Here is a 19,022-nt window from a genome sequence, read left to right on the forward strand (position 1 = left end):
GCGAGCGAGCGACCCGCTCTAGTCCTCGCCGATCCGGGTCAGCGCCATCGTGAAGCTGACGATGATCACCTGGAAGCCGGTCACCGTCAGCACCATGCCGATGATCGGCACCTGCATCGTGTCCGAGGCGTCCAGCGCGCCGAACCCGGTGGCCCCCCATGACGTCAGCGCGACCAGGAAGCAGGCCGTACCGAGCAGGAACAGCAGGCCGCCGATCAGCAGCCCACGCTCCAGCGAGAACCGGGACACCATCCTGGCCAGCCGCGCCGAGGGCAGCAGCAGACCGAGGTGGCTCGCGTAGGACCGGGAGATCACCGCCAGCCCGAGGCCCTGCACGCCGAGCATGAACATGGTGGCGCAGGCCAGCATGCTGTGCGGCCCGAAACCGACATCGCCGACCATCTGCGGGCCGACCGCCAGCCAGACCAACCCGGCCAGCCCGATGCCCTGCAGCGCCAGCGACGGGTAGAACAGCAGCCAGCGTGGGCTGAACGCGAGCAGGAAGCGCAGGTGCCGCCAGCCGTCCCGCCAGGTGCGCAGGTGCGGGGAGCGGCTCCGCCCGTCGGGGCGCAGCGTGGTCGGCACCTCGACGATCTTCAGCTGGGCGAGCGAGGCCCGCACCACCATCTCGCTGGCGAACTCCATGCCCGAGGTGCGCAGCCCGAGCTCGATCATGCGGTCGCGGCGGAACGCCCGGATCCCGCAGTGGAAGTCGCGGACCGGGATCCGGAACAGCAGCCGACCCATCCGCGACAGCACCGGGTTGCCGAGGTAGCGGTGCAGGAACGGCATGGCGCCGGCCTCGATGCCACCCTTGAACCGGTTGCCCATCACCAGGTCGGCCCCGTCGCGCAGCGCGGCCACGAAGTCGTCCAGGTCGTCCAGCGCGTAACTGTCGTCCGCGTCGGCCATCAGCACGTACTCGCCGTGCGCGGCGGAGATGCCGGCCATCAGCGCGGCGCCGTAACCGCGCCGGGGCACGTCCACCACCCGGGCACCGTGTGCCCTGGCGATGTCCTGGGAACCATCGGTGGAGCCGTTGTCGGCCACCACGACCTCGCCGGTGACGCCGAGCCGCTGCAGCGAGGCCTGCGCCTTGCGCACACAGGTCGCCAGCGTCTCGGCCTCGTTCAGGCAGGGCAGCACGACGGACAGCTCGATCAGCGCGGCCGCCGCGGCGGGGCTGACCTTCTCGGTCGCCTCCGCCAGCCCGGCGGGGACCTGACCTTCGGTCAACTCTTCAGCGGTCACCGGCCCGGTGCTCTCTGCCTCTTCGGTGGCTTCGGTCGACGTCATCGGGTGTGCACTCCTTCGCCGGGCCCGGCGCCGTCCGGCAGGCCGGCCGGGACGGTGCTGAGTGCGCCGCGCAACATGGTCCGCGCGCCGCCGAGATTGCCCGCCACGAGCAGGCCGGGCAGCTTGCACAGCACGTGCAGCCGGGAGGTCAGGTGCCAGCGCGCCGCCCGCGCCGCCCTCGGCCACCCGTGGGCGGTCAGCTCGGCGGCCGCCTCGGTGAAGAACGCGCGCTCCTCGATGAACCGGGAACCGTCGTCGGCGCGCGCCGAGGACAGGCTGGCGGAGTGCCGACGGTACTCGATGCCGGGCCGCTCGCACAGCACCGCGGTCCCACCGCCGCGCAGGATGCGCAGGTACAGGTCGAGATCGAGGACGATGTCGAAGCCCGGCCGGAAACCGTGTTCGACCAGCGCCGCCCGGCGGAACACCACGCTCGGGAAGTACATCCAGTTGCCGCGCAGCAGGGACGCCGCGAGCCGCTCGCCACCCACCTCGGCGCTGTCCCGGACCCGGATCGAGGTGCGCGCCTTGACCCGGTCGACCAGCGGCGTGGTCGGGTGGCCGGCCTCGTCCACGATCCGGGCGCCGGTATGCAGGAAGGCGGCGGCCGGGTACTGCTCGGCGAGCCGCCGCACCCGGGCCACGAAGTCGGGCAGCAACCGGTCGTCGGCGCCCAGGATCACCACCAGCTCGGCGCTGCTGAGCTCGGCGCAGCGCTGGAAGTTGCGGTTGATGCCGAGGCGCACCGGGTTGGCCAGGTAGCGCACCCGCTCGTCGCCGAGCCCGGCCAGCCACGGCCCCAGCCCGGGGTCCCGGCCGACCGCGACGCCGTCGTCGACCACGGTCAGCCGCCAGCTCGGGTCGCCCTGGGCGAGGACGCTGGCCACCGTCTCGCGGAGGTGCGCCCCGTCGCCGTAAGCGGGCACCATGACGTCGACCAACACGGCGGCAGGATAGTGGCCCCCGGCAGCCGGCTCTGGATGCCCCTCCACAACCTGATCACAGTTTGGCAACGCCGTCCGGTCACAGGGCCCCGACCGGCGGACATCCACCGCCACCCGGGCGCCTGCTCCCGGACTACCGGGCCGCCCGGCGTACTGTCTGCCGGGTGGCGAACCGGAGCCAGCTGCGCGCCCGACTGGCCAGCATCGCGCCGGTCGGCGGCGGGCTGGCCCTCGTCGGGCTCGCGGCGTACGTCGTGCTCGCACTAGCTGGGCATACCCTGAATCCGCGCGACTACGCAGCCGCGGCCTCGATGTTCCTGCTCACCGCGATCGTCGGACCCGGTGTGTTCGCCGCCGTCGAGCAGCAGACCAACCACGAGGTGAGCGCCCGGCTGGCCGCCGGCGTCGACCCCGCGCCGGCGGTGCGCGCGGCCACCGTGGTCGCCGCCGGGCTCGCGGTGTTCATGTCGCTGGTGGTTCTCGCGCTGGGGCCGCTGCTGGTGCCCCGCGCGTTCGCCGGCCACACCGCCCTGCTGGCCGCCACCGTGGTGGCCGTGCTCGGCGCGGCGGCCGCCTACCTGCTGCGCGGCATCTTCGCCGGTCAGCGACGGTTCCAGTGGTACGGCATCAGCCTGGCCGGTGAGGGGCTGGGGCGGCTGCTGCCCTGCGTGGCGCTGGCGTTGATCGGCTGGGCCACCGCGGACCGGTTCGGCTTCGTCTTCGCGCTCGGCTGCGCGGTGGCCGCCGCGGTCACCCTGCCCGCCCTGCGCCGGCCCGATCAGCCGACCACCCGCAACCCGGACAGCCCGAGCCCGGCGGCGCGGATCCCGGCGGGCGCTGCCAGCGGCGCCTCGGCGATCGACGCCCCGGGCGGCGCACCGGTCCGGTTGCCCCGAATGGCCGCCTCGGTCGCCTCGCTCGCCTGTGCCTCCAGCCTGACCCTGCTGGTGGTCAACCTCGGCCCGGTGGTGCTGACCTCCCGGCTGGGGACCGACCGCGCCGACGCCGAGCTGGCCGCGAGCTTCGTGTCCCTGTTCCTGCTGGCCCGGATCCCACTGTTCCTGTTCGCGCCGGTGCAGGCGTTCCTGCTGCCCGCGCTCACCGCGGCCGCGGAGCGGGGTGACCTGGGTCTGGTCCGGCGCCAGGTGCGCACCGCGCTGCTCGCGGTGGCCGCCGTCGGCCTGCCCGGGGTATTGGCTGCCGGGCTGCTCGGCCCCTGGGCGTCCCGGGTGCTGTTCCACGCGCCGACCGAACTGTCCCGCCTGGTCGCCGCGCTGCTCGGGATCAGCACGGTGGCCATGATGGCCGCGCAGATCCTGCAGCCCGCGCTGGTCGCGTTGGGCCGCAACCGGGCCGCGATGGCGATCTGGGTGGTGGCCTCGGCGCTGTTCGTCGGCCTGCTGTTCGCGCCGATCGCACCGCTGAGCGCGGCGGTGGCCGCGCAGTTGGTGGCCCCGACGCTGGTCTGCCTGTTGATGACGCTGACCCTGCGCGCCGAGACCCGGGCGCGCACCGCCGGCGGGCCCGAGGTCCGCTCCGGCGGTGCTCAGCCGATCGAGCCCTCGGTGACGAACTCGTTGTAGGTGAACAGCTTGCCGGCCCAGCGCGGCAGCGGGAACGACGTCTGCTCGCGGACGGTCAGCCCCAGGGTGGCGTACAGCTCGGCCACCTCGTCGAAGCCGCAGAACCGGACGTGGGTGGCGTCGCTGGCGTAACCGCGCTCCTGCGGGGTGATCACCACGACCACCGCGCCGGGTCGCAGCGAAGGCAGGTACGAGCCGACCACCTCGAGCGCCGAGGGCTGGTCCATGTGCTCGACCAGGTGCGCGGCCAGCAGCCCGTCGAACGAGCGCGGCGCCCCGTGCGCGGAGGCGCGGAAGTCGTCGGGTGTGTACGCGGTCATACCGCGCTCGCGGCAGTAGGCCACCGAGTGCGCGTTGTGGTCCACGCCGACACTGCCGGGGCCGAGGTTGGCGAGGTTGCGGCCGATGCCACAGCCCACGTCCAGCACCGCGCGGTCGCCGACCAGGCGGCGCAGGTTCCGCCGGTACGGCGCCTGCACGTCCAGCAGCCGCTTCCAGCGCGCGCCTTCCAGGCGGGCCAGCCGCTCGGTGTAGGAGGAACCTTCGGTCGTGCTCATCGAGCCACCCCAGTCACAGGTCCTGCGAAAGTCACACGTACACCGCGACGACCAGTGCGCACAGCCAGAGCACCGCGAGCACCTGCAGCACCCGGTCGCCGATGGCGATCTCCTCGGGCTCGCCGCCGTTGCCGCCGTCCACATCGACCGCGTAGCGCAGCACGGCCACCACGAACGGCACGATGGAGATCACCGACCACACCGAGTTGTGGTGCGCGGCGCGGATCTCGAACGCCCACAACCCGTAGGTCATGATCAGCACGGTGGCCGACAGCGTCCAGACGAACCGCAGATAGGACGCCGAGTAGCGCTCCAGCGACTTGCGGATCTTCGCACCGGTCCGGCTGGCCAGCTCGAACTCCGCGTACCGCTTGCCGGCCACCATGAACAGCGACCCGAACCCGGCGGCCAGCAGGAACCACTGCGACAGCGGGATGTTCGACGCGGCACCACCGGCGATGGCCCGGATCAGGAAACCCGACGCCACGATGCAGATATCGATCACCGGCTGGTGCTTGAGGCCGAAGCAGTAACCCAGCTGCACAGCGATATACACCGCGATCACGATCAGCAGCTGCATCGAGGCCAGCCAGGCCACCGCCAGCGAACCCACGAACAGGACCGCCGAGGTGGCAACCGCCAGCTTCACCGGCACCAGGCCGGCCGCGATCGGCCGATGCCGCTTCACCGGGTGCGCCCGGTCCTCCGCGACATCCACCGAGTCGTTGATCAGATACACCGCCGAGGCGGCCATGCAGAAGGCGACGAACGCCAACCCGACCTTCTCCAGCACGGCGACCTGGACCAGGTCGGCACTCGCCAGCGGCGCGGCCAGCACCAACACGTTCTTCAGCCATTGCCGCGGCCGCATCGCCTTGACCAGGCCACTGACCGAGGACAGGGGTCGGCGCACGGGCGACTCCGGGCTCGCGGCCGGCGGGGAAGTTGTGGTCATCGCTCCGCCGATCCCTCGACGGCGTCCGGTGCGACAGTGCGCCGCCACCTGGCCAGCCGAGGAGTCAGTGCGGCCACGGTCGCGCCCAGCGCGGACCCGGCCAGCACATCAGTAGGGAAATGCACGCCGAGGACCAGCCGGGACAGCAGCATCGGCGGCACCAGCGCCGGGGTCAGCCGGCGCCCGAGCAGCGCACCGAACAGCACCGCGGCCGCCGTGGTCGAACTGGCGTGCGAGGACGGGAAACTCAACCGGCTCGGGGTGCCGACGAGCACCTGGACCGCCGGGTCGTTCGGGCGGGGACGGCGCACCACGCGCTTGACCGCGATGGACGCACCGTGCGCGACGGCGATCCCACCGGCGGCGTAGAGCCAGTCCCGCCGCCGCGGCCGGTCCACCGCGGCACCCAGTACGCCGATCGCCAGCCAGCCGGCGGCGTGCTCACCGAACAGCGACATGCCCCGCGCGACCCGGACCACGGCCGGCGCGTGCAGCCGGCGCTGTACCGCGCCGAGCAGCCTCGTCTCGGCGGCTCGCGACGGGTCGTGGTCGATCGCGGTGGTCCCAGTGGGCGCAGCCGCGGTCGTCCCGTTGTGGGCAGCCAGCGGTTCGGCCACTCCGGACGCCTCCAGGAGGTCGGGGCATGAGCAGGTGCCTAAGAGCAATTCCAGGCAGGGGCCGATGCTACGCGGAGCGCCGGATCCCGCCGCACTTGGCTCAGAACCAGCGCTCCAGTACCAGTGCCACGCCGTCGTCGGTGTTGCGCGCGGTCACCTCGTCGGCCACCGCGAGCACGTCCGGGTGGGCGTTGCCCATCGCCACCCCGTGCCCGGCCCAGCGCAGCATGTCCACGTCGTTGGGCATGTCCCCGAACGCGATCACATCCGCCTGGGCCACCCCTGCCGCCGCGGCCACCGCCGCCAGCCCGGTCGCCTTGGTTACCCCGGCCGGCGCCATCTCAACCAACCCGTTGGAACTGGCGAAGGTGAGGTCGACGGCGCCGCCGAGTGCCGGAGTCAGGATCGCGCTGAGCTCGTCGCTGCTCCGGGCCGGGTCCTTGACCAGCAGTTTGATCGCCGGGGCGTCGAGCAGCTGCTCGCGGGGCACGGCCGTGTGCTGCGAACTGGACCAGACGCTCTTGTACGCCTCGGGCTGACGCAGCCGCACGTCGACCTCGCAGAGGAACTGGCCCTCGATGTCGTCGAATGCGCCCCTGCCGACCCGCTCCACCGCGAGCCACGCCCCGGGCAGCAGGCGGGAGCAGGTCCGCGCCAGCTCGCCCAGCAGGGCCGGCTGCAGGGTCTCGGCGCACAGCACCCGGTCGGTGGGGATGTCGTAGAGCACCGCCCCGTTGGCGCACACGGCGGTACCGAGGCCGGGCAGGTAGTTCGCGATCGGCGGGATCCAGCGCGGCGGCCGGCCGGTGACCAGCACGAACGGGGTGCCGCTCGCCAGCACCTTGGCGACCGTGGCGATCGTGCGCGCGCTGGGCTGCAGGGTCGCCAGTAGCGTGCCGTCCACGTCCGAGGCGACCAAACGGGGCTGCTGCACGGTCCCAGCTTACGGAGCGGGTGCTCTCCGACGAGGGTGCCGCGGCGACGGTGTGCGCAACGGCTCACCTCCGGGGCGGAGCTGTGAGCCATCGTGCACCCGGGTCGCCCGGCAGCCGGCGCCGGACCGCAACCTGTCCCGGCCCATCACGCTGACGAGGTGAGGTTGCCTGCCTGCGTCCTGCCTGCGACCGCGGGTCAAGGGGCCTACGCTGGGCCGAGTGACGGATCCGGCCCAGCCCACCATCGCCCAGCTCATCGTGCAGATCCTCGAGGCGGAGGGGGTGGAGTACGTCTTCGGCATCCCCGGTGAGGAGAACATCGGGCTGATCGACGCGCTGAGCACCTCGAGCATCCGCTACCTGCTGACCCGGCACGAGCAGGCCGCGTCGTTCATGGCCGAGATCTACGGCCGGCTCACCGGCAAGGCCGGGGTCTGCTCGGCCACCCTCGGTCCGGGCGCGATCAACCTGCAGCTCGGGGTGGCCGACGCGACCACCAACTCCACCCCGTTGCTCGCGCTGTCCGCCCAGGTCGGCCTTGACCGGATCTTCAAGGAGTCGCACCAGGTGGTGGACCTGGTCCGGATGTTCCGCCCGATCACCAAGTGGTCCGACATGGTGCCCGCGCCGGCCGCCGTGCCGGAGATGCTGCGCCGCGCGTTCAAGACCGCGCAGACCGAGCGCCCCGGCGCCACCTACCTGGCCATCCCGGAGGACGTGGAGTCGGCACCGGTCCCGGACGGCGTCGTGCCGCTGCCGATCAACCGGGTGCGCGCCGAGGAGCCGTCGCCGGCGCAGATTCGGCGCGCCGCGGCGGTGCTGGCCGGCGCGAAGGCCCCGATCCTGCTGGCCGGGCACGGTGCGGCCCGGGATGACGCGGGCGCCGCGCTGCTCGCGCTGGCCGAGCAGTGGGGCGTGCCGGTGGCCACCACGTTCCACGGCAAGGGGGTCTTCCCGGACGACCACCCGAACGCCCTCGGCGCGGTCGGCTTCATGCGCCACGACTACGCGAACTTCGGTTTCGACGCCGCCGACGTGGTCGTCGCGGTCGGCTACGAGCTGCAGGAGTTCGACCCCGTCAAGATCAATCCCGGGCGGGACAAGCAGATCATCCACGTGCACCGGTTCGCTGCCGAGGTGGACGACCACTACCCGGTCGCGGTGGGCATCGAGGGCGACATCTCGCACTCGCTGGCCGCGCTGGGCACCGCGGTGGCCGGCCCGTTCGCGGGTGGCACCGGCGCCAGCAAGATCCGCCAGCTGCTCACCGACGAGCTCGAGCGCGGCGCCACAGACGACCGGTTCCCGCTGGTCCCGCAGCGGGTGGTGGCCGACACCAGGGCCGCGCTGGGCCGCGAGGACATCGTGCTCGCCGACACCGGCGCGGTGAAGATGTGGATGGCCCGGCTCTACCCGACCTACGCGCCGAACACCTGCCTGATCTCCAACGGGCTGTCCACCATGGGCTTCGCGCTGCCCGGCGCGCTGGCCGCGCACCTGGTGCACCCGGACCGCAAGGTGCTGGCCTCGGTCGGTGACGGCGCGTTCCTGATGAACTCGCAGGAGATCGAGACCGCGATCCGGGAGAACATCCCGCTGACCGTGCTGGTCTGGGTGGACGACTCGTACGGGCTGATCGAGTGGAAGATGAACCTGGAGCTCGGCCGACACAGCCACGTCAAGTTCGGCAACCCGGACTTCGTCAAGTACGCGGAGAGCTTCGGCGCACGCGGCCACCAGATCAGTTCGGCCGGCGAACTGCTGCCGACACTGCGCGAGGCGCTGGACTACGACGGCGTGTCGATCATCGCCTGCCCGGTTGACTACACCGAGAACCTGCGCCTCACCGACCGCCTCGGCGAGCTGACCGGCCCGTTCTGACCGTTCGGGGTGCTCACACCGGGGTGAGCACGTCCTGGCCGAGGAACGGGCGCAGCTGCGCGGGCACGGTCACCGAGCCGTCCGGCCGCTGGTGGTTCTCCAGGATGGCCACGATCCACCGGGTGGTCGCCAGCGTGCCGTTCAGGGTGGCCACGACCTGGTTGCGGCCGTCGCCATCGCGGTACCGGACGTTGAGCCGCCGCGCCTGGAACGTGGTGCAGTTCGACGTCGAGCTCAGCTCCCGGTACCGGCCCTGCGACGGCACCCAGCCCTCGCAGTCGAACTTACGCGCGGCGCTGGCGCCCAGGTCACCGGCGGCGGTGTCGATCACCCGGTACGGCACGTCGACGGCGGCCAGCATCTCCCGCTCCCAGCCGAGCAGCCGCTGGTGCTCCGCTTCGGCGTCGTCCGGCGGGCAGTAGGAGAACATCTCGATCTTATCGAACTGGTGCACCCGGATGATGCCCCTGGTGTCCTTGCCGTAGCTGCCGGCCTCCCGGCGGAAACAGGTCGACCACCCGGCGTAGCGCTTCGGGCCGGCGCTCAGGTCCAGGATCTCGCCGGAGTGGTAGCCGGCCAGCGGCACCTCGCTGGTGCCGACCAGGTACAGGTCGTCGTCGCGCAGCCGGTACACCTCGGCGGCGTGCGCACCCAGGAACCCGGTGCCCTCCATGATCTCCGGCTTGACCAGCACCGGCGGGATCATCATGGTGAACCCGGCGGCGATCGCCTTGTTCATCGCCATAGTGAGCAGCGCCAGCTGCAGCTGCGCGCCGATCCCGGTGAGGAAGTAGAACCGGGCGCCGGCCACCTTCGCGCCGCGCTCGCTGTCCAGGCCGCCGAGGCTCTCGAGCAGCTCCACGTGGTCACGCACCGGGAAGTCGAACTCGCGCGGGGTGCCCACGTGCTCGAGCACCACGTAGTCGTCCTCGCCGCCCGCCGGCACCCCGTCGATGACCAGGTTCGGCAGCGCGCGCTGAGCGGCGGTGAGCCCCTCGTCGGCCTCGGCCTGCGCCGCCTCGGCGGCCTTGACCTGGGCGGCCAGCTCCTTGCCGTAGACCAGCAGCTCGGTGCGCTCGTCGCCGCGCGCCTGGCCGATCTTCTTGCCCAGCTGACGCTGCTCGGCACGCAGCGTGTCGGCCCGCCCGACGGCCTCCCGGCGACTCTCGTCGGCGGCCAACAGTGCATCCACGGCACCCGGGTCCTCGCCGCGGGCCCGCTGCGAGGCGCGCAGCGCTTCCGGGTCGTCACGAAGCAATTTCAGGTCGATCACAGCAAGACAGCCTAGTCAGCGCCTGTTCGCGGACTCATTCGGCTCAACCGTTCCGACGCCGCACCACGGCCGCTACAGAATGGCGACCGCGACGACCAGACCGAGGGCGATGTGCGCGGCGCACACCACGAACGCCTGCGGGCGGCGCTCCTCGGCGGCCAGCACGTCGCCGATGTCGATACCGGTCACCCACTCCAGGATCCGCACCGCGATCGCCTGCACCACGATCCCGACCAGGCCGAAGATCAGCGAAGCGAGCAGGCCCTCGAGCAGCCTCCCGGACGAGCCGTAGATCGCCACCACGATGATGAACGCCATGCTGACCATGCCGAAGGCGGTCACCGCGACGGCGTTCGGCCGGCCCTCCCGGACCAGTTGGTTCAGCTTGCCCGGCGTGGTCAGGTCGATCGCGTAGAAGCCGAGCAACATCAGCAGCAGCCCGACCAGCGCGTACAGCACGATGGCGCCGAGGCCGCCGCCGATCACCCGGAAGAATCCCGGTTCGAGCGCGAGAATCGACGTGGTCACGTGTTTCTCCATCTCCTTCAGATCGGCAGCGGTGCGACTATTCCAGATCAACCGCCGCCGAAACGCACTGGCAGTCGGAACCACCCGACCGGTTTTCGCTGGCCATCCGCCGTCGGCGCGACCTACCCTCGACGACCGACGCCCTCGGCTGGGCATCGTCGCGCCCGGCAGCGGGCCCCGGCACCTCCGATCGGTCAGGAGCGGTGCATTGAGCGGCTCGGACGCACTGGCGCGCGGCGAACTCCCGGACCCGGTCGAGGTCACCGAGCCGAGGGCGCGGCCGTCCGCCCCGGTACCGAGGCGGACACCCGTCCCGACCCCGGCCCGGATCATGGAGCTCACCCGGGGTTACTGGGCGACCAAGACGCTGTTCAGCGCTGTCGAGCTGGGCGTGTTCGCGGCGTTGGCCGACGGTCCGGCCACGGCCGAGGAGCTGCGGAACCGGCTCGGCCTGCACCCCCGCGCGGCGCGGGACTTCTTCGACACACTGGTCGCGCTCGGCATGCTCGACCGGGACCAGCACGGCTACCGCAACACCGTCGAGACCGGCCTGTTCCTCGACCCTGCCAGGCCGACCTACATGGGCGGGCTGCTGGAGCTGCAGAACACGCGCAGCTACCCGCTGTGGGCGTCACTGACCGAGGGGCTGCGCACCGGGCAGCCGCAGAACGGGGCCGAGGCACAGGACATGTTCACGGCGCTCTACGCGCACCCGGAGAGCCTGCGCGAGTTCCTTGCCGCGATGAGCGGAGTCAGCCTCGGCCCGGCCACCGCGCTGGCCGACAAGTTCCCGTGGGACCAGCACCAGGTGTTCTGTGACCTCGGCGCCGCCCAGGGCATGGTGCCCGCCCAGCTCGCGCTGCACCACACCCACCTGCGCGGGATCGGCTTCGACCTGCCGCCGGTCGGGCCGGTCTTCGAGGAGTTTATCGCCAGCCGGGGGCTGAGCGACCGGGTGAGCTTCCACGGCGGCGACTTCTTCACCGATCCGCTGCCCGCCGCGGACGTGTACGTACTGGGCCGCATCCTGCACGACTGGGGGTTGCCGGCCAGGCGCCTCCTGCTGAGCCGGGTCTACGACGCACTGCCCGACGGCGGCGCACTGATCGTCTACGACACGATCATCGACGACGAGCGGCGGGTCAACGCGGTGGGCCTGATGATGAGCCTGAACATGCTGCTGGAGACCCAGGACGGCGCCGACTACACCGGTGCGGACTGCCAGGGCTGGCTGGCCGAGGCCGGGTTCCGGGAGAGCTACGTGCGCTATCTGGTCGGCGCGGAGTCCATGGTCGTCGGCCGCAAGTAGCCCGGGCGATCCGCCGCGGCCGGCGCGGTCAGGACTCGGGGATGCGGTGTGGCACGAACACCGCGCCGTCGTCGGTCACCAGGCCGGTCGTCTCCCGGATACCGAGCCCGGCGGCGTCGTCCCCGACGATCCAGGCACCCAGCGCCGGCCGGAACCCGTCGAACTCGGGCAGCGGGTCGAACAGCTGGTAGACGTAACCTTCGTCGCCGTACACGCCGCCGGTCTGCACCTCAGAGCCCGGGGAGACGATCGAGATGTTCGCGCCCTCCCGGCCCAGCCTGGGCTTGCGGACGTACTCGGTGAGGATGCCCGGGTTGTCCAGGAACGCCGGCAGCAGGTTGGGGTGCCCCGGGTACATCTCCCAGAGCACCGCGAGCAGCGCCTTGTTGGACAGCACCGACTTCCACAGCGGCTCGATCCAGAGCATCTCGGGCAGGCTGCGCAGGGCGTGCTTGCCGAACTCGTCGCTGAGGATCCACTCCCACGGGTACAGCTTGAGCAGCGCGGCGATCGGTGCCTCGGCGAGATCCACGAAGCGGTCCAGGGCGGCGTCCCAGCCGAGGTCCTCGATGGCCAGCCCGACGGTGTCCAGGCCCGCCTCGGCGGCGGTCTCCTGCAGGTAGGCGGTGGTGACGTGGTCCTCGCCGCTGGTGTCCGCGCTGGACCAGGTGAAGTGCAGCTCGGAGCCGGGCAGCGCATCGGCGATCGCGGCCCAGCGCGCCACCAGCTTCTCGTGCAGCGAGTTCCACTGGTCATCGCCGCCGTGGGTGTCCTTGAGCCAGTGCCACTGCAGGATGGACGCCTCGAGCAGCGTGGTCGGGGTGTCCGCGTTGTACTCCAGCAGCTTGGCCGGCCCGGACCCGTCGTAACGCAGGTCGAACCGCCCGTAGAGGTGCGGGTCGGAGCGCTTCCAGGACGCCGCGACGCCCTCCCAGGACCATTCCGGCAGCGCGAAGTCGCGGAACCGCTCAGTGGTCACCACGTGGTCGACGGCCTCCAGGCACATCGAGTGCAGCAGTTCGACGTCCGCCTCGAGGGCCAGGATCTCGTCCATCTCGAACACGTAGTGCACCGACTCGTCCCAGTACGGCCGGGACACCCCGCCCACACCGCGACCAGGGCTGTCGTAGACCATGCCCTGCTCGGTGATCCGCTGCTTCCAGTCCGGCCGGGCCGTACCCGTCTCCCGACGCATCAACTACCGCTTTCCCGGCGCATCAGCCGCCACTGGACCTGCCGCCGGAGGAACTGCCGCCGGAGGAACTGCTGCCGACGCCGAACCCGCCGCGCTTGACGCTGGACGAGCCGGCCTTGCTGTCCGTCGCGGCGCCGGGCGACCCGCCGGCGATGGTCCGGCCGGACGGGGTGGTCACGGTGCCGTTCCTGGGCACCGTGGTGGTTCCGCCGCTGGCCACCTGGCCGACGTTGCCGGAGCCGCCGTAGTTGTAGTGGTACTGCCCGCCGCCGCCCCCGATGAAGATCGGGAAGAACCCGCCGCCGAAGCCGCCGGAGTGGTATTGCGAGGAGTTCGCGGCCGGCTGCACGCAGTTGTTGTCGTCCACCACCACGTTCTTGTCGTCCACGCAGCGGGCCTCGACGGTGTCCGGCTGGGAGATCGCGTAGCCGATCGCGATCAGTGCGGCCACCCCCACGGTGGCGCCGCCGCCGATCATCACCCGCTTGCGGGTCTTCGCCTTGCGTGCCTCGTCGGCGAGGCGCAGCTCCTCGGCCTCCTCCTCCTGGCGCTGCGCCTGCAGGCGGGCCCGGCGCTCGGCCAGGGTGGGCTCGCGAGGTGTCGTGGAGTCCGGGTCCTGGTAGCTGACCCGGCCCGGCCGGCGCGCCGGCGGCGGCTCGGCCTCCCCGGTTGACCCGGTCGACTCCTCCACTGTCCCGGCCGGTCCTTCTCCCGTCCCGGCCGGACCGGTCGCCGCGGTCGGTTGCCCGCTCGACCCGCTCGGCTCGGTCGAAGGCAGCTCGATGGGCTCCGGCGCCGGCGGCTCCGCTGCCGCGGTCGGCTCTCCGCCGACTGGATTCGACCGCCGGGGCTCTCCCTCGGTGCTCATGGCATCACCCCTGCGCGAACCGTACCGTCCGGGTCCCGGTTTCCGGCGACCGACCGCGCCGGATCCGGGGACCGACCGCTCACCGGTCGCGGTGCCGTCGGTCGCCGCCCGGCCCGGCCCCGGGCCGAAAACCCGACCGCTACCTGGGCATTTCGCAGCACAACAGGAACCGACCAGCGCGCCGCGGCCCCCCGAAATGGGTTCCCCCGACCGGGCAACGGCATGATGAGGCCCGACATGGAGCCGACCGCTGGCGCCTCGCGCGCACACCGATCGCCCGGCCGAGCCGGCCGGGCGGGCCGGATCAAGCTCGGTCCACGCCATGTCGGCGTCGTGGTCGGCCTGCTCATCGGCGCCGCCGTCATGCTCATCGTGGCCACCCTCAACGACGTCGTCGGTGCCCGCGTCCCGGTGCTCAGCACGCTGGCCTCCGCGCCCATCCCGGACAACGAGCGGCCGCTCGCCGAACGCACCCCGCCGCCGGCCACCCCGGGCACCTGCCTGACCTGGCAGCGGACCGACGCGGCTGATGCGGTCCTCGTCGACTGCGCCCACCAGCACCTGTTCGAGCAGGCCGGCCCGGTCCAGCTCACCGATTTCAAGCCGGGCGCCACGATCCCGAACAACGACAAGTTCCGCGAGCTGGTCAACGAACGCTGCGCGCCGCTGGTGGTCAACTATCTCGGCAACAAGTACGACCCGTTCGGCGCGTTCCGGGCCGGTGCGCTCAAGCCGTCGCAGAAGAGCTGGAACGGCGGCGACCGGACGCTGCGCTGCGGGCTGCAGCGGTTCTCCCGGTCCGGCGCGCTCTATCCGATCGTCGGCAAGGTGGCCACCCAGGACCAGGCCGACGTCCGGCCGGCCGGCACCTGTCTCGGTATCGACGGCCGGTTCATCGGCGACCCGGTCGACTGCTCGCTGCCGCACGCGGAGGAGTCCGTGGGGGCCGTCGACCTGAGCCAGAAGTTCACCTCCGGCAAGTTCCCGGCGCCCGGTGACCAGGACGGGTTCCTGCAGCCGCAGTGCACCAAGCTCGCCGGTGCCTACGCCGGCAGCACGGACGTGATCACCAGCAAGAACCTGGTGGTGATCTGGAACAACGTAACCCAGCAGTCCTGGGCGGCCGGCACCCGGCGGGTGGCCTGCAACCTGGCCGCCGTACTGCCCGACAAGAGCGGGTACGCGCCGATCACCGGCAGTGTGAAGGGCCCGGTCCAGGTCGGGAACAAGCCGGCGGCGCCGGCCCAGCCGGAGGTCCCGCCGGGCGCACCGGCTCCCGGGGCGGGCGGCGACGACTCGGACAGCGACGGCCCCGCGTCCCAGGCACCGCCGCAGCAGCAGCCGTCCATCGCCCCGGTGCCGTTGCCGGCGAACCCGCTCCCTGCCCTGGGCGGCGGCAACGGCAACCAGGGCGGCAAGCCACCGGCGGGCCCGCTGGGCGGCGGCGACAAACCACCGGCCAACCCGTTGGGCGGCACTGACAAGCCACCGACCAACCCGCTGGGCAACGAGCCGGCGCTGACCAAGCCGGCCGAGGCGAGGAACAGCACACCCGGCTGATCAACAGCCGGATGCTCCCTAGTCCGGGGTCTGGTCTCCCGCGCCGCCGGTGCTGTCGCCCGGCACCGGCGAACCCTCGTCCCAGGACTTGAGCAGCCAGCCGCCCGCCCCCGCCGAGCCAGCCGGGAGCCCGCCCGCACCGTCCAGCGGTGCCAACACCACCCGGCCGGCGTTGGGCACGTAGCGGGTGTCGGCGTACTCGCCGATCAGGGCGCCGGCCGCGAGCCGGATCGCGGCACCGTGGCTGACCAGCACCAGCAGCCGGTCCGGGGTGTCGGCGTGCCGCGTCCACAGCTGCGCGACCGTCGGCAGGAACCGCTCACGCAGCTCGAGGGCCGACTCCCCGCCCGGCAGCCGCCGGCTCAGGTCACCGTCCGCCCACGCCGAGTAGACCTCGTCGAACATCTCCCTGGCCGCCTCGTCGGAGCGCCCTTCCAGGTCGCCGCAGAACACCTCGTGCACACCGGGGACCACCTCGACCGTCAACCCGCGCCGGGCGGCCACCGGCGCGGCGGTCTGCTGGGCGCGCACCGCGGTGGAGGCGTAGACGGCGGTGATCGGCTCGACCGCCATCGCCGCGCCGAGCGCCTCGGCCTGGGCGCGCCCCAGTTCGTTCAGCGGTGGGCCGGGGGGCCGGCTGTCCAGCGACTTGAGCACGTTCGACGCGGTCTGCCCGTGCCGCACCAGCACCAGCAGCGGGCCGCTGAGCCCCGCCGGGTTGGCGGCCGGGTCGGCGGCGCTCATGCCAGCCTCCCGGCGCGCACGCCGTCCAGCCAGCTGGCGGCCGCCGCGAACCGGCCCGCCTCGAGCGCGCTCACCGGGTCCGCGCCGACCGGGCCGCCGTTGCCCGCCGCCACGCCGGTGGATCCGCCGGTCCCGGTAGCGCCGTTCAAGCCGCCGTCGGGTGCCGCGCTGCGCGGGTACGAACCGAGGTAGCGCACCCGCAGGCAGCGCCGGTGCAGGGCGGCCAGCGCCTCCCCCATCGCCGGCTGCGCCACGTGCCCGGTGCAGTCCAGGTGGAACCAGTACTCGTCGCGCCGGCCCTTGATCGGGCGGGACTCGATCCTGGTCAGGTCGACGCCGCGGACCGCGAGCTCGTTGAGCACGGCGAGTAGCGCGCCGGGCCGGTTCTCCGTGGTCGCCGCGAGCGTGGTGCGGTCCAGGGCGGTCGGCGCCGGGGGTGGGCCGGGCGGGCGGACCAGTACGAACCGGGTGACCGCCGCGGCGTTGTCGGCGATGTCGTCGGCCAGGATCTCCAGACCGTGCACGATCGCCGCGACCGGTGCGGACACCGACGCGTCCACCTCACCCCGGGCGGCCTGCGCGGCGGCCTCAGCGGTGGAGCTGGACATCAGCACGGTCGCCTTGGGCAGGTTCGCGGCCAGCCAGTGCCGGGTCTGGGCCTCCCCGTGCGGGTGCGAGGACACGGTGCGGATGTCGTCCAGCGCGGTGCCGGGCCGGGCCATCAGGGCGAACTCGACGGCCACCTGCGTCTCCCGCACGATGACCAGCGGCGGGTCGGCGACCAGCGAGTCCAGCACCGCCGGCACGCCGCCCTCCACGCTGTTCTCGATCGGCACGCAGGCCGCGTCCGCCTCGCCGTCGCGCACGGCGGCGAGCGCGGCGGTGGTGCCGACGCAGGGCATCAGCTCAGCGCCTTGGGACTCGGGCAGGCTGAGCAGCGCCTGCTCGGTGAATGTGGCACGGGGGCCGAGGAACGCCAGACGGGGCACGCCGTCGAGCCTAACCGTCCCGGCGGGCTCGCCTAGGCGGGTCCTGAACAATGACGCTCGTCGCGAGCGGCGGTCCAGCCGGATGCATCGCAAGGCGGAGGAGCCGGCCGATACCGCCGTTGTATCGGCGGCGACGACAACGCCGCGAGGCGCCGGCTGGGCGACGCGCAGCAGAGCACGCATTGTTCAGGGCTCGCCTAGGCTGGCCGGGTGCCTGAGGTCCCGGAGCTGGTGCTGGTGGCGGTCGACGAACCGATGGCCTCGGCCTGGGACAAACTCGTCGCCGGCCGCCCCTGGGTGCGGGTGTTCCGGGGCTCGGTGACCGATCTCGAGGTGGCCGCCGTGGTCAGCCCGGCGAACTCGTTCGGCTGGATGCGCGGCGGGATCGACGGCGTCTACTCCCGGTGGCTGCCCGGCATCGAGGACCGGGTGCGGGCGGCGATCGCGGCCGAGTGGGGCGGCGAACTGCCGGTGGGCGAGACCGTGCTGGTGCCGACCGGTATCGAGCCGCCCGCGCCGACCTGGCTGATCAGCGCGCCGACCATGCGCCAACCCGGGGAACGCCTGGACCGCGCCGGCACCGCCGCCGGGCTGGCCGCCAGGGCGATCCTGCGACGCTGGCGCGACGGCGTGCTGCCGGACGGGCGGCCGGTCCGGGATGTGGCCGGCTCGATCGCGCTGCCCGGCCTTGGGACCGGCGTCGGCGGGCTCGCGCCGAAGACCTGCGCGCGCCGGGTGGCCGAAGCACTCGACGAACTGTTCGGCTGACGCGCCGAGGGCGCCCGCGACGAACCGTGGCCGGGTTAGAGCAGGCCCAGGTTGGCGAGTTCGGCCGCCGGCTCCTCGGCCGGGCCGCTGCCGCAGCGGGCCAGCAGGCCGCGCACGGCGCCGCCGGCCGCCTCGGACAGCCGGGCCACCTCGCGGACCAGCACTTTTGGGTCGGTCTCCAACAGCGCGCCCCGGACGTCACCGTTCACCAGCGCCCTCGCCACCCCGACCAGCAGGTTCAGCATGCCGTGGTCGGCCCGGCCGTTGCCGTCGTCGCGGCGCACCGCGTGCGGCACACCCAGGCTGGTGGTGAATCCCGCCGGGGCGCCGTCCGCGGCGGCCACGAAGTCGGCCACCTCGTCCACCGAGGGCACGTCGGAGAGGCGGGGGCCGCCGCAGCGCAGCTTCGGGGTGCAGCCGTGCTCGGACACTCGGCGCACCGCGTCCAACCACTGGGCGGTGTCGCCCTCGAGCGGGCGGCGCGGCTCGACCACCGGCAACACGTCCTCCGGCACGAACTCGGACACCCGTTCCAGCCAGGTCGAGTCCACGTCCGGCGGCGCGGCGGTCTCCACCGTGCACGGTGTGAGCAGCGAGTCCCGCGACAGCACCAGCGACAGCGCCTTGGGTACCGAGCCGAGGCCGGTGTCCACCACCAACGAGATGTCCACCGGCTCGCTGGGTGACATCTTGGCCAGCTGGCTGACCACTTCGGGTAGCCGCGACACCGGGCAGACCAGCTGGCCGGCCATCCCGCCGTAGTGGCCGTCCCGGGTCTTCAGGTAACGGCTCAGCACGTCGTGGACGGGCGGGATCAACTGCCTCGGCAGCAACAGGGTGGTGTCGTCGACGAGGTGAGCGAACAGAGCCGGGATCGGAACGGCTGCACCCCCAGGTTCGCCCTCGCGCACGGTCGACACCGACCGAACCTATCCGCTCGGCCGAGCTATTCCAAAACGGCTGCGCACGGGCCCGAGCGTGTTCGGGAGCACTCCCATCGGGGGTATCGCCAGGCACTTC

Annotated in this window: 18 protein-coding genes; 5 read left to right on the forward strand and 13 right to left on the reverse strand. The window is 72.5% G+C overall.

Annotated elements, in window-relative coordinates:
- Window positions 1–18: 18 nt before the first annotated feature.
- Window positions 19–1,296: a glycosyltransferase family 2 protein gene (locus ACTXG6_RS04480; protein ID WP_445186491.1), complete on the reverse strand. Its 1,278-nt coding sequence runs from the start codon at window positions 1,294–1,296 to the stop codon at window positions 19–21.
- Entirely contained in the window at window positions 1,293–2,240 is a 948-nt protein-coding gene (locus ACTXG6_RS04485; RefSeq protein ID WP_445186492.1) for a glycosyltransferase family 2 protein, read from the reverse strand. The genes ACTXG6_RS04480 and ACTXG6_RS04485 overlap by 4 nt, the downstream gene beginning before the upstream one ends.
- Window positions 2,241–2,404: 164 nt before the next feature.
- On the opposite strand from ACTXG6_RS04485, the gene ACTXG6_RS04490 reads away from it, so the two are divergent.
- Complete coding sequence (locus ACTXG6_RS04490) at window positions 2,405–3,823, forward strand: lipopolysaccharide biosynthesis protein (RefSeq protein WP_445186493.1); 1,419 nt, start codon at window positions 2,405–2,407, stop codon at window positions 3,821–3,823.
- On the opposite strand, the gene ACTXG6_RS04495 is transcribed toward ACTXG6_RS04490, so the two are convergent.
- The 4 genes from ACTXG6_RS04495 to ACTXG6_RS04510 form a co-directional block, all read right to left on the reverse strand.
- Window positions 3,787–4,380 (reverse strand): class I SAM-dependent methyltransferase, encoded by a 594-nt coding sequence (locus ACTXG6_RS04495; RefSeq protein ID WP_445186494.1) that lies wholly within the window; start codon window positions 4,378–4,380, stop codon window positions 3,787–3,789. The two genes, ACTXG6_RS04490 and ACTXG6_RS04495, sit on opposite strands and share 37 nt — an antisense overlap.
- A 31-nt stretch (window positions 4,381–4,411) precedes the next feature.
- Entirely contained in the window at window positions 4,412–5,335 is a 924-nt protein-coding gene (locus ACTXG6_RS04500) for a decaprenyl-phosphate phosphoribosyltransferase (RefSeq protein WP_445186495.1), read from the reverse strand.
- Window positions 5,332–5,889, reverse strand: a complete 558-nt coding sequence (locus tag ACTXG6_RS04505) for a phosphatase PAP2 family protein (RefSeq protein WP_445189910.1) — start codon at window positions 5,887–5,889, stop codon at window positions 5,332–5,334. Before ACTXG6_RS04505 ends, ACTXG6_RS04500 begins: the two co-directional genes overlap by 4 nt.
- Before the next feature lie 163 nt (window positions 5,890–6,052).
- On the reverse strand, window positions 6,053–6,886 hold the full coding sequence (locus ACTXG6_RS04510; protein WP_445186496.1) for an HAD family hydrolase: 834 nt from the start codon (window positions 6,884–6,886) through the stop codon (window positions 6,053–6,055).
- A gap of 220 nt (window positions 6,887–7,106) precedes the next feature.
- On the opposite strand from ACTXG6_RS04510, the gene ACTXG6_RS04515 reads away from it, so the two are divergent.
- Window positions 7,107–8,768: an acetolactate synthase large subunit gene (locus ACTXG6_RS04515; protein WP_445186497.1), complete on the forward strand. Its 1,662-nt coding sequence runs from the start codon at window positions 7,107–7,109 to the stop codon at window positions 8,766–8,768.
- A 13-nt stretch (window positions 8,769–8,781) separates the two neighbouring features.
- Here the strand turns inward: ACTXG6_RS04515 and serS are convergent, their stop codons facing one another.
- Together serS and ACTXG6_RS04525 are read right to left on the reverse strand one after the other, a co-directional pair.
- Window positions 8,782–10,041, reverse strand: a complete 1,260-nt coding sequence (gene serS / locus ACTXG6_RS04520) for a serine--tRNA ligase (RefSeq protein WP_445186498.1) — start codon at window positions 10,039–10,041, stop codon at window positions 8,782–8,784.
- 72 nt (window positions 10,042–10,113) lie between these two features.
- Entirely contained in the window at window positions 10,114–10,569 is a 456-nt protein-coding gene (locus ACTXG6_RS04525) for a DUF350 domain-containing protein (RefSeq protein ID WP_445186499.1), read from the reverse strand.
- Window positions 10,570–10,777: 208 nt separating this feature from the next.
- Between ACTXG6_RS04525 and ACTXG6_RS04530 the strand changes: the two genes are divergently transcribed.
- On the forward strand, window positions 10,778–11,878 hold the full coding sequence (locus tag ACTXG6_RS04530; RefSeq protein ID WP_445186500.1) for a methyltransferase: 1,101 nt from the start codon (window positions 10,778–10,780) through the stop codon (window positions 11,876–11,878).
- A 28-nt stretch (window positions 11,879–11,906) separates the two neighbouring features.
- Here ACTXG6_RS04530 and ACTXG6_RS04535 read toward each other — a convergent pair whose 3' ends face one another.
- Window positions 11,907–13,073, reverse strand: a complete 1,167-nt coding sequence (locus tag ACTXG6_RS04535; RefSeq protein WP_445186501.1) for a glutathionylspermidine synthase family protein — start codon at window positions 13,071–13,073, stop codon at window positions 11,907–11,909.
- 22 nt (window positions 13,074–13,095) lie between these two features.
- Window positions 13,096–13,764: a hypothetical protein gene (locus tag ACTXG6_RS04540; RefSeq protein ID WP_445186502.1), complete on the reverse strand. Its 669-nt coding sequence runs from the start codon at window positions 13,762–13,764 to the stop codon at window positions 13,096–13,098.
- 414 nt (window positions 13,765–14,178) lie between these two features.
- Between ACTXG6_RS04540 and ACTXG6_RS04545 the strand changes: the two genes are divergently transcribed.
- A complete protein-coding gene (locus ACTXG6_RS04545) occupies window positions 14,179–15,501 on the forward strand; it encodes a septum formation family protein (protein WP_445186503.1) in 1,323 nt (440 codons plus the stop codon).
- 18 nt (window positions 15,502–15,519) lie between these two features.
- On the opposite strand, the gene ACTXG6_RS04550 is transcribed toward ACTXG6_RS04545, so the two are convergent.
- Both ACTXG6_RS04550 and pheA read right to left on the reverse strand, forming a co-directional pair.
- Window positions 15,520–16,245, reverse strand: a complete 726-nt coding sequence (locus ACTXG6_RS04550; RefSeq protein WP_445186504.1) for a histidine phosphatase family protein — start codon at window positions 16,243–16,245, stop codon at window positions 15,520–15,522.
- Entirely contained in the window at window positions 16,242–17,234 is a 993-nt protein-coding gene (gene pheA / locus ACTXG6_RS04555) for a prephenate dehydratase (RefSeq protein WP_445186505.1), read from the reverse strand. The genes ACTXG6_RS04550 and pheA overlap by 4 nt, the downstream gene beginning before the upstream one ends.
- Window positions 17,235–17,489: 255 nt before the next feature.
- On the opposite strand from pheA, the gene ACTXG6_RS04560 reads away from it, so the two are divergent.
- A complete protein-coding gene (locus tag ACTXG6_RS04560; protein ID WP_445189911.1) occupies window positions 17,490–18,002 on the forward strand; it encodes a macro domain-containing protein in 513 nt (170 codons plus the stop codon).
- Window positions 18,003–18,037: 35 nt separating this feature from the next.
- On the opposite strand, the gene ACTXG6_RS04565 is transcribed toward ACTXG6_RS04560, so the two are convergent.
- Window positions 18,038–18,922: a hypothetical protein gene (locus ACTXG6_RS04565; RefSeq protein ID WP_445186506.1), complete on the reverse strand. Its 885-nt coding sequence runs from the start codon at window positions 18,920–18,922 to the stop codon at window positions 18,038–18,040.
- Window positions 18,923–19,022 lie beyond the last annotated feature (100 nt).

The organism is Pseudonocardia sp. Cha107L01, from assembly GCF_052566575.1.